Source organism: Streptomyces sp. NPDC045022 (assembly GCF_056432605.1).
The window spans coordinates 112,167-127,276 of the sequence record NZ_JBWKIR010000008.1 but is presented as its reverse complement, the minus strand read 5'-3'; the positions used below and the strand labels follow the sequence as shown (position 1 = coordinate 127,276).

Genomic DNA, 15,110 nt, shown 5'->3' with positions numbered 1-15,110 from the left:
TTGCGCCCCGCCCCGGCGATGGGCCGACTCAGGAGCGACCGGAAGCCCGACACAGCCTCACACGTGCGACTGGCCAGAATCTGGATGCTTTCTCGGGCCCGCCTGAGGCCGCGGGCGGCGTCACCGGCGCGGTGCGCCCGGGCGGCCCGTTCGTGACACGCCGACGGCTCCCGTCGACGTCGTCGACGGGAGCCGTCCCGCGACCCCGCACGGGGTCGACTCGCTGTGCTGGTACCCGACCTGCTCAGATCCCGCCGGCGGCGCCCCGCCGCGCCCCCATACGCTCGCGGCACGCGTACTTCGCCGCCTCCACGGTGCTGCGGGCCAGGGCGACGGCGTCGTGCAGGAGATCGGTGCGGGTGGGGCGGCCGTCCGAGACGTCCTGCCGCGCGCGCAGCAGGTAGGCCGCGCAGGTGAGGGCATCGCTGGCGGCGCTGACCTCGGCCGGGATGCGCCGCCGGCCCGCGTCGCGCAGCTCCAGGGCCAGCCGTTCCAGATCTTCAGCGACCGCTGCGAGATCGGTCGTCTCCGACAGAGCACGCACAGAAGGACTCCCTTCGCCTGCCCGCCCGCCGGGACACCGGGTGGCGGTGTCCCGGCGGGCGGACCTCGGCGGTCATGCAGACTGGTCGGTCTTCGTGACGAGGTAGTTGCCGATCACGAGGTAGTCGATCTCGGTGCCCAGGAAGCAGTTCAGCGCGTCGGCCGGGGCGCACACGATCGGCTCGCCCGCCACGTTGAACGACGTGTTGATCAGGCACGGTACGTCGGTCAGCGCGGTGAACCGGCGCAACAGCGACGCCAGCAACGGCGTGTCCTCATCGGTGATGGTCTGCACCCTGGAGGTGCCGTCCACGTGCGTCGCGCCCGGGATCACGTTGTGGAACTCCGGCCGCACCGGGAACACGAACGTCATGTAGGGCGAACGGCTCTTGCGGCCCATCTCGAAGATCTTCGGCGCGTCCGACTCGAGCACGATGGGTGCGAACGGCCGGAACGGCTCGCGGTGCTTGACCCGGGTGTTGATGACGTCCTTGATGTCGGGGAACTTCGGGTTCGCCAGGATGCTCCGGTGGCCCAGTGCCCGAGGCCCGTGCTCGAGCCGGCCCTGGAACCAGCCGATGACGACCTTCTCGGTGAGCAGCTTCGCGATCTGGTCGACGAACTCGTCGTCGGCCAGCCGGCTCCATCGCACGCGATCGCCGAACTCGTGCAGGGTCTGCTCGATCGTCGCGTCGTCGTACTCCGGTCCGAGGTACGGGGTGACCGAGTCCGCGTACTTCTTCTCCGCTGTGTTGTCCGGGTGGTTGGCCCAGGCGTGGACGGCGGCGCCGATGACGACTCCGGTGTCGCTGGCACCGAAGCTCACCTGCATGTCCTCGAACCGTGAACCCTCCAGCAGCATGGTGTTGTTCACGCAGTTCAGTGCGAGGCCGCCTTCGAACAGCAGGTGGTTCAGGTCGGTCCTGGCCTCCAGCGCGCGCAGCTGGTGGCTCGTGACGACCGTGAGCATCTCCTGCGCCGCGGCGGCGAGAGTGGCCTTGTACTCGACGGTGTCCTCGAAGGGGCCGAAGCCCTTCTCGAACAGGTCGTCGAAGCAACGGGGGTTCTCGACGTCGTGCGGCCGGCAGAGGGTGTAGCGACCGCCCTCGTGCAGCTGGACGATGTGCTCCAGGAAGGGGTTCGGCGAGGGGGCATCGGCGAATCCGGAAAGCCCCATGACCTTGTATTCGTCATTGTTGGGCACAAAGCCCAGGAATCGGGTGATGGAGGCGAACAGATTGCCCAGCGAGTCATTGGCGCTGATGATCGACTCGTCGAAGACCCGGATCCGGCCGTCGCGGATTTCTCCGGTCAGCGAGGAGAACAGTTCGGCACGGCCGTCACTGATGAGGAATGCGGTGTCCTTCATTCCGGCCATGTAGTAGCCGGTCATCGCGTGCGCGAGGTGGTGCTGTACGAACACCACCTTGTCCGGATCGGGGGTGAATCCGGTGCGCTCGGCGAAGTCGGCGAGGATCGCCTCACGCCCGATGACCTTTCCGAAGAGTTCACCGATACGACCCAGGCGGGCCACCTTCTCCCCGGGCTCCAGCGGAGCGGAGGCGAGGTCGAGCATCATCGCGTCGAAGGTCTCGGCGGTGAAGTTCCACGGAATCGCGATGAGGTCGATGTCGGAGAACTCGATGCCGGCCTGGTCCAGACACCACTGCACGGCGTGGAACGGGAAGTCCGAGGTCTTCTTCTCCCGGTTGAGCCGTTCCTCCTCGACGGCGGCGACCAGTTTGCCGTCCACCAGGAGCGCCGCACCCGAGTCGTGCCCGAGAACGTAGTGCTTCTCGATGCCGACCGCACCGAAATGCTCGGCGAAGACCTCTGCGCCCCGGGTGAACCCGTTGCAACCCAGAACAATCATGGCAAGTTCCTTCTCTGCTGCGCTGCGTCGCGTGCACCGCCCGCCGACCGGCGGATCCGGGTGGAATCTCCAGGTGCGAAATTCTTCGAGCACCTACTAACACCAGCGAATTCTGCCGCCAGGCTACCGGCGCAGATCAGCCCGCTGCAATATGCGAATCACACCGCCCTGGATGCATTTTTCACACCCCCGGGACTTCGGGCAGCCCTCATACCCAATCGAGTACAGTGACCCAATGAATTGCCGACGGCAATCCTATGTGCCGCATTTCGCGGCGAACGAGGCCGGAAGTTCTTGAGCCTTGATGTTCGGAGCGCCTTTCACGATCTCACGATCTCCGAGGAGGGGCTGCCATGCCCTTGGACCGCATACTCCGGAACCTGATCAAATGGCAGAGCGCCGACGGCCCGCCGGTTCCGGTCCGTGCCCTGACCGTCGAGCAGGCCCGTGAGCGATACCTCTCCAACGCGACGCTCCCTCGCCGGGAGGAGGGCGGCCCCCGCGCCGCCGTCACCGCCGTCGACCGGACGATCGACACCGCGGACGGGTCGGCGTTCCGGTGCCGGGTCTACACCCCGGGCACGGACGAGGGCCGGGTGGTCACCTATCTGCACGGTGGCGGATGGGCGCTGGGCGACATCGACAGTCACGACCAGGCCTGCCGCATCGTGGCGGCGTCGCTCGGCGCGGTCGTCGTCTCGGCCGACTACCGGCGGGCGCCCGAGTTCCCCTATCCCACCCCGCTCCTGGACGCCATCACCGCGGCCCGCTGGACGAACCGCTCCTTCCCCGGCCACGAGCACGTCCTCGCCGGTGACAGCGCCGGCGCCAACCTGGCCGTCGGCGTCGCCATGGACGCCCGCGACACCGGCGACATCAGGTTCGCCGCCCAACTGCTGCTGTACCCGCCGGTGGACCCGCGGCTGCTCTTCGCCGCGGCCAGCGCGTACGCCGAGGGCTACCTGTTGTCCGTCGACGACATGGCGTACCACTACGACCTGTACGTTCCCGATGCGCGACGGCGCTTCGATCCCGCCGTCGACCTGCTCAACGCGGATCTGCGGAACCTGCCGCCGGCGGTGGTCGCCACGGCCGAGTTCGACCCGCTCCACGACGAGGGGGTCGAACTGGCCGACAAGCTGGCCGTCGCCGGCGTACCCGTCCGCCATGTACCGGGGCCGGGTCTTGTGCACGGCTACTTCCTGATGCAGGACATCGTGCCGGCGGCGGCCACCCGCGCCGAGCACGTCCTGCGGGAGCTGGACATGGTGCTGCGGTCACCGCGTGACGCGAGCCGGCCCGCGTCCGGGCGGTACGCCGAGGCGGTCCGGGGGGACTGAGCCGGCGGCGCCGGGTGAGAATTCCCCGGCCGGCGCCGCGGCCCGTCGTCCGCACGCGTCACGGTCCGGACGGCTCCGGGTCCGCCGGCCGCAGCACGGCCGACAACGCGGGCTCGTACTCCGCGTACATCGGGCTCAGTGCGCCGTCCAGGAGGAACCGGCGCATCGCCACCCGCTGGATCTTCCCGCTGGTGGTGCGCCGGACCCCGCCGCGCCGCAACAGGGCGACGCCGCCGAGGGGGACACCGAACTCACGGTCCACCGTCCGCCGGATCCCGTCGGCGAGACGCCGCAGGCCGTCCTCGGCCGGGCGCCCGTGGACCTCGTGCGTGACGACGAGGACCTCCTCGGCACCGTCCTCGGTGACCGGCACCGTGAAAACGGCCCCCGCCCCGGCGAGTTCGGCGTGCGCTGCCCGCAGCTCCCGCTCGACGTCCTGCGGGTACAGGTGACGGCCGTGCACGGTCAGCAGTTCGTCGAGCCGCCCGGTCACGTACAGCTCACCGTCGTACACGGCCCCGAGGTCGCTCGTACGCAGATAGCCGCCCGGCAGGAAGGCCCGCTCCGTCTCGGGGGTGTTGTTCCAGTACTCCCTGGCGAGGCTGGGACCGCGCAGCAGGATCTCACCGATGGCTCCGGGCGCCAGCTCCGCACCGGTCCGCGGATCGACGATCAGCACGTCGTAGTCGCGTGGCGTCCCGCAGCTCACCAGATCGACGCCGACCTCGGTCGGCGTGAACCGGTGCTGCTTCAGCCGGTCGGCGTCGACCGTCGTCACGACGGCCTTCCGGTGTGCCTCGCCGGACACGAAAACCGTCGCCTCCGCCATGCCGTAGCAGGGGCACAGCGCGTCGTCCCGGAGCCCCGCGGGGGCGAACCGTTTCGCGAAGGCGTCCAGGGTCGCGGTGTCGACCCGCTCCGAGCCGTTGGAGGCCACCCGCCAGCGGGACAGGTCCAGCCCGGCCAGTTGCTCGTCGGTGATCCGGGCACAGCACAGCTCGTAGGCGAAGTTCGGGGCCGCGGACCAGTGGATGTCGTACGTGTCGATCAACCGCAGCCAGTGGTGCGGCCGTTGCAGGAAGGCGCTGGATCGCATCAGGACGCAGGTGCCGCCGAGCATCAGCGCCGGCAGCAGCTGCCCGAGCAGCCCCATGTCGTGGTAGTGCGGGATCCATCCGCCCAGCCGGGAGTCGGCCGTCAGCCCGAACGCGCGGCGCTGACTGTCCACGTTGTGCAGGAGGTTGCCGTGGCTGACCATCACGCCCTTGGGCTCACCCGTCGAGCCGGACGTGTACTGGAGCATCGCGAGCGTCCGGTGGTCCAGCTCTTCCGGCGTCCAGGAGCCCGGGTCCGCCAGGTCGCCGCCGTCCGTCGCCAGCACCCTGGTACCGGTGAGCTTCTCGGCCTCGGCCCAGGCCAGGACGGCGGGCAGGTTCTCCGTGTCGGTCAGGATCGCGGAAGCCGCGGCGTTCCTGGCGATGCCGCTCACCCGCGCCTGCTCATGGCGGTACCGGCCGGGCAGCGGAGCGGGAACGGCAGCCGCCCCCGCGTAGAGACAACCGATGTACGCGGCGGCGAAGTCGAATCCGGTCGGGTACAGCAGCAGTACCCGGGTACCCAGCGGGTAGCGGGCGCGCAGCCAGGCGCCGATCCTTCTGGCCTCGGCGTCCAGTTGGGCGTACGACCACCGGGTTGCCCCGTCGGCCCGCTCCACGTCGTCGACAAAGATCACCGCTGTGCGTTCAGGCGTCGAGAGCGCCTGCTCGCGCAGCACAGCGGCGGCGCTGGTGGCGTGCGGCAAATCGACCATGACCCTGGTTTCCTCTTTCCAGCCGCGTGCACGGCCCGATACTCCCTGGACGGACCCTCGGGGTCTCGTCAGGGTTGGTTGGTGCGGTGGTTGGTTTTCAGGCGACGGTGCTTTCCGGGTCCCGGACGTACGGGCGGGACCCGGAACGACGACCGGTCGGGACCGTCACGCGTCGGCGAGCCCGGCGAGTTCGGGCCGGACCACGAACAACTCCCGGGCCTTGGCCCGCTGGAGCTTTCCGCTGGTCGTCTTGGGGATGCTCCGCTTGGGGACCAGGTGGATCCCGGCGGGGGCCACCCCGGTCCGGGAGCTGACCGCGCTCCGGACGGCCTGGCGCAGCGATGCGTGCTGCTCGCTGTCGAGTTCCGTCTCGACGATCAGGTGGAGTTCCTCGGAGTCGGCGTTCTCGGGCCGGTGCCCGACCGCGATCACGGCACCCAGGCGGACACCGGGCACGGTCTCCGCGGCCTGCTCGAAGTCGGAGGGGAAGTAGTTGGCGCCCCGGATGATGACCAGGTCCTTGGCCCGGCTGGTGATCCGCAGGCCGCCGTCGCGCAGGTAGCCGACGTCACCGGTCTTCCACCAGTCCGGCGCGTCGATGGACGCGGCGGACTCCTCCGGAAGGTCGAAGTACCCGGACGTGCACGAGGGGCTGCGGAACTGGACGTGACCGATCCGGTCCTCCCCCAGCGGGTTGCCATTGTCGTCCACGATGCGGATCTCCGCGCCGGCCACCGGCTGACCGCAGTCGACGACCTGCACCGCCTCCGCGCTCCGCGGGTCGACGTCGACCGCACGCGCCCCGGTGACGGCGGACTGCCGGTCGATGGAGTCGAACGTGAACGGCGCGTCCGGCCGTTTGGCGGTGAGGACCAGCGTGGCCTCGGCCATGCCGTAGCCCGGTGTGAACGCGTTGGAGGGCAGGCCCCAGCGGGTGAAGCGGTCGACGAAGCGCCGCACGGTGGCGGGCTGGATGGGTTCCGCGCCGCAGAACGCCATGCGCCAGCAGGACAGATCCACCCCCTCGAGTTCCTCGTCGCGCACCCGGGAGGTGACGTAGCCGTAGGCGAAGTTCGGCGCGGCCGCGACGGCGCCGCGGTAGGTGCTGATGTGGCGCAGCCACTCGGCCGGGGCACGCAGGAAGCGAGTGGGCGGCATGAGCACCGTGTTCCCGCCCACGTGGACCGGGCACAGGATCCCGGTGATCAGCCCCATGTCGTGGTACAGCGGCGCCCAGCTGACGGTCGTGTCGGCGCGCGTCCACCCGGTGGCGCCGGTGAGCTGCTCGCAGTTGGCCGCCAGATTGGCGTGCGAGATCATGACGCCCTTGGGCCTGCCGGTCGAACCGGAGGTGCACTGGATCAGCGCCAGATCGTCACCGTCCGGCCGGCGGACGGGATGCGTCGGCGCGTCGCTCGCGGTGGCGCGCGCGTGAAGCTCGGCGCCGTCGATCAAGGTGGTGCCGGCGAGTTCGGGGAGGGCCCCGATGACCGCCGCCGTGGTGATGATCGCGGCCGGCCGCAGATATCCCACGAGTTCCTTCAGCTGGCCTTCGAACCCCGCCGCTCCCCCGAAACGGATCGGCACGGCGATCGCCGTCGGCGTGGCGCCGCGCAGCTGGGTTCCGAAGAAGGCGGTCATGAACTGAGCGCCCGTGGGCAGGCAGAGCAGCACCCGGGCGCCGCGGCCGACGCCGTGCTCGGCGAGGGCCGCCGCACACCGCGCGGCGTTCTCGACGAGGACGTCGTAACGGATCCTCTCCTCGACGTCCGGTTCCGGGATCAGCGTCACCTCCGATCCGTCGGAGCCACGTTCCGCCTCTGCCAGCAATGCGTGCCACATGGTCGGGAAACGCGGGCCTGTCGCGGTCATCCGATGTTCTCCTCGATAGCGCTGCTGAGCTGGTCGACGATCCACGGCCGTACCGAGATGTCGTCGGAGACGATGCGGGCGGGGTGGAACCCGTGCCGAATGGCCAGGTCCCGGGCGGCCAGCACGCCTTCCGAGGTCAGGCCGCCGTAGGACGGGCTCGGCGTCGTGGACTCGAAGCCGAGCAGGATCGTCTCGGCCAGGCAGGAGTAGAGGATTCCCGGCGGCAGCGTGATGCCGGGGAAATGGGGCGTCTGCACGCCGGGCAGCTGAACGCGGCCGCCGGAGACCAGAGTGACGTTCGACAGGCCCGCCACCGCCGGATGCACGTCACCGGGGACCGCGAGGTCACAGACCAGTACCTTCCGGTCACCCGCGAGGTGGTGCGGCAGGATCACCGGGTCGGAGGAGTTGGTGGCGCTGACCACGATCGGGCAGTCCCGCAGCGCGTCGAGGTCGTCGGCTATCGAGACGTCCGCGGCATCGGTGAGCCGGTCGGCGACCGTCGCGAGACGCCGCGCCGAGCCGGGCCGGCCGACCAGTACCAGCGAATCGCAGTGCGGGGCGATGAGTTCGGCCATCACGGCGCCGATGTTGCCGATGCCGCCGACGAGCCCGACCCGACGCTCCCCGGCACCGGACTCGGCCAGCTGCAGGCGGAGCAGATCGTAGGCGCAGGCGGCGGTCAGCGAATTGCCCGACGTCACCCTGATGTCGCTCTCGACCACGTCCCGTGCGGCATTGGTGACGATCGAGGTGTGCCCCCCGAGGCCGATGACCCCGACGCCGAGCGAGACGCCCAGCTCCACCGCGTCGAGCACCGTCCGGCGCAGCCACGGCCCCTGGCCCGCCCGCAGCGCGGCATTGGCCTGGGCAGCGGTGAACGGCACCGCCACCATGACGACCTCGACCTCCCCCTGTGCCTCGGAGGTGATGCGATGCCGGACGACCTCGAACGGGTCCAGTTCGCCCTGCATCCGGTCGAGCGCCGCCGCGCACTGCTCGTCCGACCAGTCCGCCAGTTCCGGCGCCATGGACCACAGCTTGTTCGGGACGTCCAGGTTGGCGAGGAACGCGACGCGGGGCACGTCGGACCGGCGTCCGTTCCTGTGGCCGGCCGGGCGGTCGCGGCGGGGCAGCGGGACATGCTGCCGCGGCTGCCACGCACCGGCCGCGGGTACGGTCAGATGCTCGAGCAGAGTCGCGTACTCACCGCGGGAGAGCAGCCCGGCGACGTCGTCGAACGCGTCGGCGACCCGGTCCACATCGGCCGGCTCGAGCAGCGCCGACGGCTGCACCCGGACGGTCGTGGGGGCCGACAGGGTGGGGATGACCCTGATCCGGTGCGTGTGCAGCAGACGGCCCGCGATGAGGTACCCGAGCGACTCGGAGTCGAACACCTCGCGCATGAGGCCCGATTCGGGCCGCGGCAAGGAGAATTCGACGCCCAGGAGCAGTCCGCGTCCGCGCACCTCGGTGATGGCGTCCGGCCACCGCGCCGCCACCTGGGCCAGCCGGTCGCGCAGCAGGGTGCCCACTTCGATGATCCGGTCGCGGTAGGCGAGGGAGAGGTCCAGCGCGGCCGTCGCGATCCGCGACGAGAAGTCGTCGTCGGCGAAGGTGGAGGTGTGGTGGCGGCCGAATTCCGGTACGTACCGGTTGTCGGCGATCAGCAGCGCCGAGATCTTCGCCAGTCCGCCGCCGAGGGACTTCGAGAACAGGTAGTAGTCGGCGACGACGCCGGAGTTCTCGGAGGCGAGGAAGGTGCCCGTGCGCCCCATGCCGCACTGGATCTCGTCGAAGACCAGGGCCGCTCCGTGCCGGTCGGCCAGCTCGCGCAGGGCGGCGAGGGTCTCGGCCGGCACCTCGTGCACGCCGGACTCCCCCTGGATGGGTTCGGCGAAGCAGGCGGCGACCGGGGACAGATGGCGTTCGGCGGAGTGCGGCACTCCGCGGGAGTCGACGGTGACCGAGTAGACCGGGACGCGTTCGGAGTCGAGCGCGGTCACCACTTCTCGGGGCGTCCAGTCGTGCAGTCGCCGGTGCTGCGGTCCCGGTACGTGCAAATCCTCGGGGACGTTGCCGCCGTGCGTCAGCGTGCCGGCGGCGGTCGTCTTGCCGTGGAAGGCGTTGCGCAGCGAGACGAAGACCGGATCGGTCCGCCGCATGCCGGCGATGCGGTCGAGCGCCTCGCTCAGCAACTCCCCGCAGGGACGCCCGGCCGCGGGCCCGCTCGCGCAGCGGACGTCCGCGATGCCGTCCCGGCGCACGCGGCGCAGGGAGAGTTCGAACTCCTCCTGCAGGGCGCCGAGTCGCCTCCGGTGCTCGACCGTCGCGTGCTTCACCGCGCCTTCGACCGCGTCCGCGCCGGTGCTGCCGAGGGTGACCACGTAGCTCGTACCGGTCGTGGCGCCGACGATCTCCGACAGCCGCTGCGCCAGCTCGGCAGCTCCCGGACGGATGCTGCCCTGTGCGTTGAAGGGGATCTGTTCGTCGAGACACCGCCGTGCCACCTCGACCAGCGCCGGGTGGTTGTGCCCGAACAGCGACGAACCCGCGCCGCCGACCAGGTCCAGTATCCGGTCGCCGGCTTCGGAGCGGTCCCCTCCGCCCGGCGGTTGCTGGATCAGGTGGTCACCCTGGCCGGCCAGATAGGTCACATCCAGGTGCAGTGCCCTGAAGAGCCTGGCGAATTCGGGCCGGGCGTAACGCGCGAAACCGGAGGTGGCGTTCATGCGGCGTTTTCTCCTTGCCCCACCCGCACGGTCAGCGACGCGGTGACCTGGTCCGCCACGTCACGCAGTGTCAGCATCGACGCCGCCTGCTCGTCCGAGATCCGCACGTCGAACCTGTTCTCCAGCTCGACGATCAGGTCGATGGACCGAACGGAGTCGAGGCCGTAGTCCACCAGCGGGACGTCGGGGTTCAGCTCGAGCACTTGCAGTCGGCTGCGGAACAGTTCGTCGACGACCTCGAAAACATCCTGAATCATTGCGTTCTTTCCCCATTCGAGGCGAAATTTGAGTTCAACGCCGTATCGCCACGGCGAGCGAGAGATCTGCCTGCGAGCGAACCCACACCGGTACCGATTCGCCGCGGTACGAAGCGGTCAACATGCCGTCCAGCCGGCTGAGTCCGATCCGCCAGAACACGAAATCGCCCAGTGCGCCGATTCCGTTCAAGGCCTTGAAAGCCGCTTCCTTGGCGGCGAACAGGTCGCGCGGGAGGTACTCTCCGGCCGGCGCGAGCAGGGTTCGCCGCTCCCGCTCCCGAAAGACGAACCTGGCCATGCGCTCGGTCACGGCCGCGTCCTCGATGTCCACACCGACCGCCTCGGCACCGGGCACCACCACCGCGACCGCCAGGCGCTCGGTGTGGGAGATCGAACCGGGAAACCCTCGCGGGAAGCGCGGCCGGCCGTCGGGTTCACGGGGCACGACCCGATCGGCCGACCCGGCCGCGGCCAGCGCCGCGGCGGCCGCACAGCGCCCCGCCGCGGACTGCTGAGCCGGTCCGTGCGGCCGGGGCACCGGGTGGATTCCCATCGATGTCTCCGCTGCGACACCCACGGGAACCTCCAGCTCGACGGCCACCGCGGGTCCTTCAGTTGCGCAGGGCCACGACGTAGCCCGCCAGCGAATCGATCGAGCGGAGCACTTCCGGCTGGACCTCGTCGTCCCATTCGAAGCCGAACGCGTCCTCCATCGCCACCAGCAGGCTGACCAGTGCGGTGGAGGACACCCCCGCCTCGCGGAGCGACACGTCGTCCGGCACACCGCCGGCGAAGCGGTCGTTGCCGAACAGGTCGACCAGGAGCCCGCGAATGCGCTGCCGGGCTTCGAGTGCCGCGTCAGACATGCGATTCCGCTTCTTCGACGAACTTGCGGATGATCGCCTGGAAGCCGTCGGAGTCGTCGAGGAAGGGCACGTGGCCGGCGTTCGGCATGATCTCGCAGCGGCCGTTCGGGAACAGCGCGGCCAGGTCGTGGCCTCGGCCCGGGCTCAGCAGGATGTCGTCGTCGCCGAGGACGATGAGGGTCGGCGCGGCGATGCGGGACAGCAACTCGGGGGAGGTGTCGCCCTCCTGGACGAGCGTGAGGCCGTTGGCGAGATCCTCGGGGTTGTTCATCGCCATGAAGCTCTCCCGCAGACCGAGGAAGTTCGGGGTGCCGCCCTCCTCGTTCATCTCCCCGCTGATCACCTCGGGGTAGATCTGGTTGTACAGAGCGGCGAGGCCCTCGTTCTTCAGCGTCAGCAGCCAGGCCCGGTTCAGCTGCCGGTGCCGCCGCATGCCCCGCAGGCCGAAGACCGGGCCCGCCAGCACCAGTCCCCTGACCCGGTCCGGGTGCGCCAGCGCCACGTCCCGGGCGAGCTGGGTGGAGGCCGACGTGCCGACCAGGTAGGTCGACTCGATCTCCAGGGCGTCGAGCAGGCCGATCACGTCCGCCGCGTGCTCTTCCCACGTCGGCTCCTGCTGGAGCCGCGTGGACGCGCCGTGGTTGCACATGTCGTACGTCACGACGCGGTGGTTCTGCGCGAGGTCCGCGGTGTAGTCCCGCCAGAACGGAGCGGTCAGGAAGAAGTTGTTGAGGCAGGTTATGGCGGTGCCTTCACCGCTCGACTCGTAGTAGAGCTCGACGCCGTCCCTGGTGCGCGCACGCGGCGCGTCCTCGCGGTACGACAGGTCCTGCTCCTGCTCTTCGTCAACTGGCATGGCTCTTCACCTTTTTCTCGTTGCTGACGGTTGCGGCGCCCGGAAGGGCGCGTGCGAATTCGGCGACGACATCGGCCGCGGAGACCTCGTCGGAAATGGCGCTGCAGGACCGGCCGCAGTACATCGCCATCTCCTCGATCCGGCCGGTGGTCGCATCGGTCGGCACCGCTGAGCTGAATCGCGGCACCAGGTACGGCTTTCCCTCGACCACCGTGCGGCCGATGAACTTCCTGGCCTGCCCCGGGTCGGCGGTCGCGGCTGTCGCCAGCACGCGGTGCCGTCGGCCCGGCCACCCGATCTCGTAGACATCGGTGATCACGGTGTCGCTCTCGTCGGCGGCGGTGACCGCCGCCTTGAAGTGGGCGTGAGCCCGTGATTCGTGCGCGACGACGAAGGCGGTGCCCAGCAGCACGCCGTCGGCGCCGGCGGCGAGTGCCCGGCCGGCCTCGTCGGGCGAGCCGATCCCGCCCGAAGCGACGAGGCAGGCGTCGGGCAGCTGTGCGCGCAGCGCGGCGACCAGCTCGTCCCGCCGCGCCGTACCGAGGAGATGACCGCCGGCCTCGACACCCTGTGCCACCACCACAGCGCCCCGCTCGGCCGCGTGCACGCCGTCGGCGACGGACCCGACCTGGACCACCATGGGCCGGCCCGCGGCACCGACGCGTTCGAGCACCGCGTCCTCGGGCATACCGAAGAAGGACACGTGCACGTTCCGCGGTGTCTCGTCGAGCACCTGCGCCACCTGACGGTCCAGCTCGTCCGGCCCGACCACCTCCGGAATCAGGTTCACACCGACAGGCCGGTCGGTCCCCGCGGTCAGCCGGGCGAGCATGGCCGACAGCGCGCCGCCGGCCAGCTTGTAACCGCCGGCACAACCCGCCGCGCCGGCGTTGGACACCGCGCACGCGAGCTCCGCCCCCGCGACACCGCCCATGCCCGACTGCAGCAGACTCACGTCGATGCCGAGCACCTCTGCCAAGGTCCCGCGCATCAGCCCAGGCCTTCGACCGCGGCCACCGCGGCGGCGGTGCTGCCGAAGCGCTGGGTCAGCGTGTGCACCCACCGCTCGAGGCCGAAGGCCAGGCAGCTGGTGTGCGCCGTGACATCGCCGGCCTGGATCGAGCACCGCTCGCCGAAGAAGTTCCGGTGGTAGTTGACCGAGCCGATGGCCAGGCCGTCGACGACGAACTCCTCCTTCACCGGGAACAGCCGCTGCATCTTCGCCTTGCCGCTGTTCTTGTCGAAGAACGGGTCGGTGGCCACCTCGAGCTGGACGTCCAGCCCGAGTTCGGCGCACAGCGCGATCACGGCGTCCTTGGCACGCAGGATGTGGTTCTTCGCGTCGTCCTCGGGTCCGATGCAGACGATCTCCCGCATGGAGAAGCCGAGCAGCCGCTGCAGGCCGTCGTAGTGGTTCTCGTTGCGGAAACACGTGCCGACGGTGGTACGCATCGTCCCGCCGGCGGGCAGCGTCGTACCGGCCAGGTCGACGTAGATCGCGTAGCAGGCCGCCGACGGCAGTGCGAAGCCGCTCGGCTCCATCACGTGGGTCGGGATCCGCTCCACCGGCCGGGACGCCTCGGCCAGCAGGGGGCCGACGCGTTCCGGGTCGAGGCGGGTGGCGGTGAGGCCCAGGTGCGGGAAGTTGTCGTAGTAGTCGAACCGGTCGAGGTCCTGGCACCGCATCAGGAACGGAAAGCGGAACTCCGGGGCGTCCCAGCCGTCGGCGAAGCGCCGGAACACGGTGTCGATGGCCCGCAGCAAACGCAGCTGGCCGCCGTCGAGGATGCCCAAGCCGTTGTCGGTCACTGTGGTCATCGCGCTGCTTTCTGCTTGAAGAATCGCGCTTCGATGGCATGGACGGTGCGGAAGTCGTCCAGGTCCACGTCTTCCGGGTCGATGGACTCGCCGGTCAGCTCCTCGAGCAGGAAGATGAATTCGACGAAGGCCAGCGAGTTGATGGCCCGGCTGTCGATCAGGTCCAGATCGTCGGGTACCTGGCCGAGCTTGGGGTTGCGTCCCAGGATGAACTCGCGGACTGTCTGTATCGGATCGGTCATTTGATGACTTCCCTGCCGACGCCTGCCTTGGAAAGGAACTTTCTGGTCCGCTTGAGCACCTCGTCGTGCGCCTTCACCCGGGCGGGGTGTTGCAGCGCGCGCCGGCGCAGGGCCAGCGCGTCCGGGATGCCCGCGTCGCGGTAGGCCGCCGGGTTGTAGAGGGTGCCGATGCTGTACTGCAGGTAGTTCTCGAGATACTCGGCGACCAGCGGCACCTCGGCCGGGTCGCGCTTGGCCACCTGGCCGAGCAGGCTGGTGAAAATCATCCGGCCGAAGGCGACATGCCTGCTCTCGTCCTGGTGGTGCACCCGGTTGATCTCACGGGCGATGTGCGGAAGCGTCCGATCGGTCGCCATGTGCGCGTTGTAGTAGTCGACGATCTCCTCGAAGATCAGAATGCGCGCGAACACGATCAGCTCGCGGGCCACCAGGGAGAGGTGCTGATCCGAGTCCGCCTTCAGCGTCGGCTGCGCCGGATAGAGCTTGCCGCCGTAACGGAGGCAGAACTGCGCGAAGAACCACATGTGCTCGTTTTCCTCACCGATGAAGTGGTGGAGGAATTCGGAGACGTCCGCATAGGTTCGCTCGTGGATGCGCATCACGACTTCGCTCATCAGTTCGCGTATGCCGTGGATGTTGAGGCTGAAGAAGTTGATCGCCTCGTACTTGGTCAGCGCGATCTGCTGCTCACGGGTCAGCTCGTCCCACATCGGTGTTCCGGCCAGCGTGGTCAGGCTCTCGCTCATCCACGGCAGGTCGGGCTCGATGGCGTCGGGCCAGTCGAACATCGTGTACGGGTTGTAGTAGCCGGACTCGGCCAGATGCTCCAGCCGGTCCAGTTCAAGAACAACCGGCTCGATTTCACGTACCGCCATTTTCACTCGTCTTTCCCGACGCAGTG

General features: G+C 69.5%; 14 protein-coding genes. 1 reads left to right on the top strand and 13 read right to left on the bottom strand.

The features are described from left to right. Positions 1-244: 244 nt before the first annotated feature. Positions 245-544: a hypothetical protein gene (locus AC07C1_RS16840; RefSeq protein WP_478939671.1), complete on the bottom strand. Its 300-nt coding sequence runs from the start codon at positions 542-544 to the stop codon at positions 245-247. A gap of 72 nt (positions 545-616) precedes the next feature. Further along, positions 617-2,416 carry a carbamoyltransferase family protein gene (locus AC07C1_RS16835; protein WP_478939670.1) on the bottom strand — a complete coding sequence of 600 codons (1,800 nt, stop codon included), beginning with the start codon at positions 2,414-2,416 and terminating at the stop codon, positions 617-619. A gap of 359 nt (positions 2,417-2,775) precedes the next feature. Between AC07C1_RS16835 and AC07C1_RS16830 the strand changes: the two genes are divergently transcribed. Continuing rightward, positions 2,776-3,756, top strand: coding sequence for an alpha/beta hydrolase (locus tag AC07C1_RS16830; RefSeq protein WP_478939668.1), 981 nt, complete (start codon positions 2,776-2,778; stop codon positions 3,754-3,756). 58 nt (positions 3,757-3,814) lie between these two features. On the opposite strand, the gene AC07C1_RS16825 is transcribed toward AC07C1_RS16830, so the two are convergent. From AC07C1_RS16825 to AC07C1_RS16775, 11 genes are all read right to left on the bottom strand, one after another. Beyond that, positions 3,815-5,566 carry a fatty acyl-AMP ligase gene (locus AC07C1_RS16825; RefSeq protein WP_478939666.1) on the bottom strand — a complete coding sequence of 584 codons (1,752 nt, stop codon included), beginning with the start codon at positions 5,564-5,566 and terminating at the stop codon, positions 3,815-3,817. Between the two features lie 165 nt (positions 5,567-5,731). Continuing rightward, positions 5,732-7,438 carry a fatty acyl-AMP ligase gene (locus AC07C1_RS16820; protein ID WP_478939664.1) on the bottom strand — a complete coding sequence of 569 codons (1,707 nt, stop codon included), beginning with the start codon at positions 7,436-7,438 and terminating at the stop codon, positions 5,732-5,734. Beyond that, positions 7,435-10,170 carry an aminotransferase class III-fold pyridoxal phosphate-dependent enzyme gene (locus AC07C1_RS16815; protein ID WP_478939662.1) on the bottom strand — a complete coding sequence of 912 codons (2,736 nt, stop codon included), beginning with the start codon at positions 10,168-10,170 and terminating at the stop codon, positions 7,435-7,437. The genes AC07C1_RS16820 and AC07C1_RS16815 overlap by 4 nt, the downstream gene beginning before the upstream one ends. After that, positions 10,167-10,427, bottom strand: coding sequence for an acyl carrier protein (locus tag AC07C1_RS16810; protein WP_478939661.1), 261 nt, complete (start codon positions 10,425-10,427; stop codon positions 10,167-10,169). Before AC07C1_RS16810 ends, AC07C1_RS16815 begins: the two co-directional genes overlap by 4 nt. Before the next feature lie 34 nt (positions 10,428-10,461). Then, complete coding sequence (locus AC07C1_RS16805; RefSeq protein WP_478939659.1) at positions 10,462-11,028, bottom strand: 4'-phosphopantetheinyl transferase superfamily protein; 567 nt, start codon at positions 11,026-11,028, stop codon at positions 10,462-10,464. Between the two features lie 10 nt (positions 11,029-11,038). Continuing rightward, a complete protein-coding gene (locus tag AC07C1_RS16800) occupies positions 11,039-11,293 on the bottom strand; it encodes a phosphopantetheine-binding protein (RefSeq protein WP_478939657.1) in 255 nt (84 codons plus the stop codon). Next, complete coding sequence (locus AC07C1_RS16795; protein WP_478939655.1) at positions 11,286-12,149, bottom strand: alpha/beta fold hydrolase; 864 nt, start codon at positions 12,147-12,149, stop codon at positions 11,286-11,288. The genes AC07C1_RS16800 and AC07C1_RS16795 overlap by 8 nt, the downstream gene beginning before the upstream one ends. Next, the gene (locus AC07C1_RS16790; protein ID WP_478939654.1) at positions 12,139-13,140 is read right to left on the bottom strand and encodes an NAD(P)H-dependent flavin oxidoreductase; all 1,002 of its coding nucleotides are present in this window, start codon (positions 13,138-13,140) and stop codon (positions 12,139-12,141) included. The genes AC07C1_RS16795 and AC07C1_RS16790 overlap by 11 nt, the downstream gene beginning before the upstream one ends. Then, on the bottom strand, positions 13,140-13,967 hold the full coding sequence (locus tag AC07C1_RS16785) for a class-II aminoacyl-tRNA synthetase family protein (RefSeq protein ID WP_478939652.1): 828 nt from the start codon (positions 13,965-13,967) through the stop codon (positions 13,140-13,142). The genes AC07C1_RS16790 and AC07C1_RS16785 overlap by 1 nt, the downstream gene beginning before the upstream one ends. Further along, positions 13,964-14,209, bottom strand: a complete 246-nt coding sequence (locus tag AC07C1_RS16780; protein ID WP_478939650.1) for an acyl carrier protein — start codon at positions 14,207-14,209, stop codon at positions 13,964-13,966. Before AC07C1_RS16780 ends, AC07C1_RS16785 begins: the two co-directional genes overlap by 4 nt. Beyond that, complete coding sequence (locus AC07C1_RS16775; protein ID WP_478939648.1) at positions 14,206-15,084, bottom strand: diiron oxygenase; 879 nt, start codon at positions 15,082-15,084, stop codon at positions 14,206-14,208. The genes AC07C1_RS16780 and AC07C1_RS16775 overlap by 4 nt, the downstream gene beginning before the upstream one ends. Between the last annotated feature and the right edge of the window lie 26 nt (positions 15,085-15,110).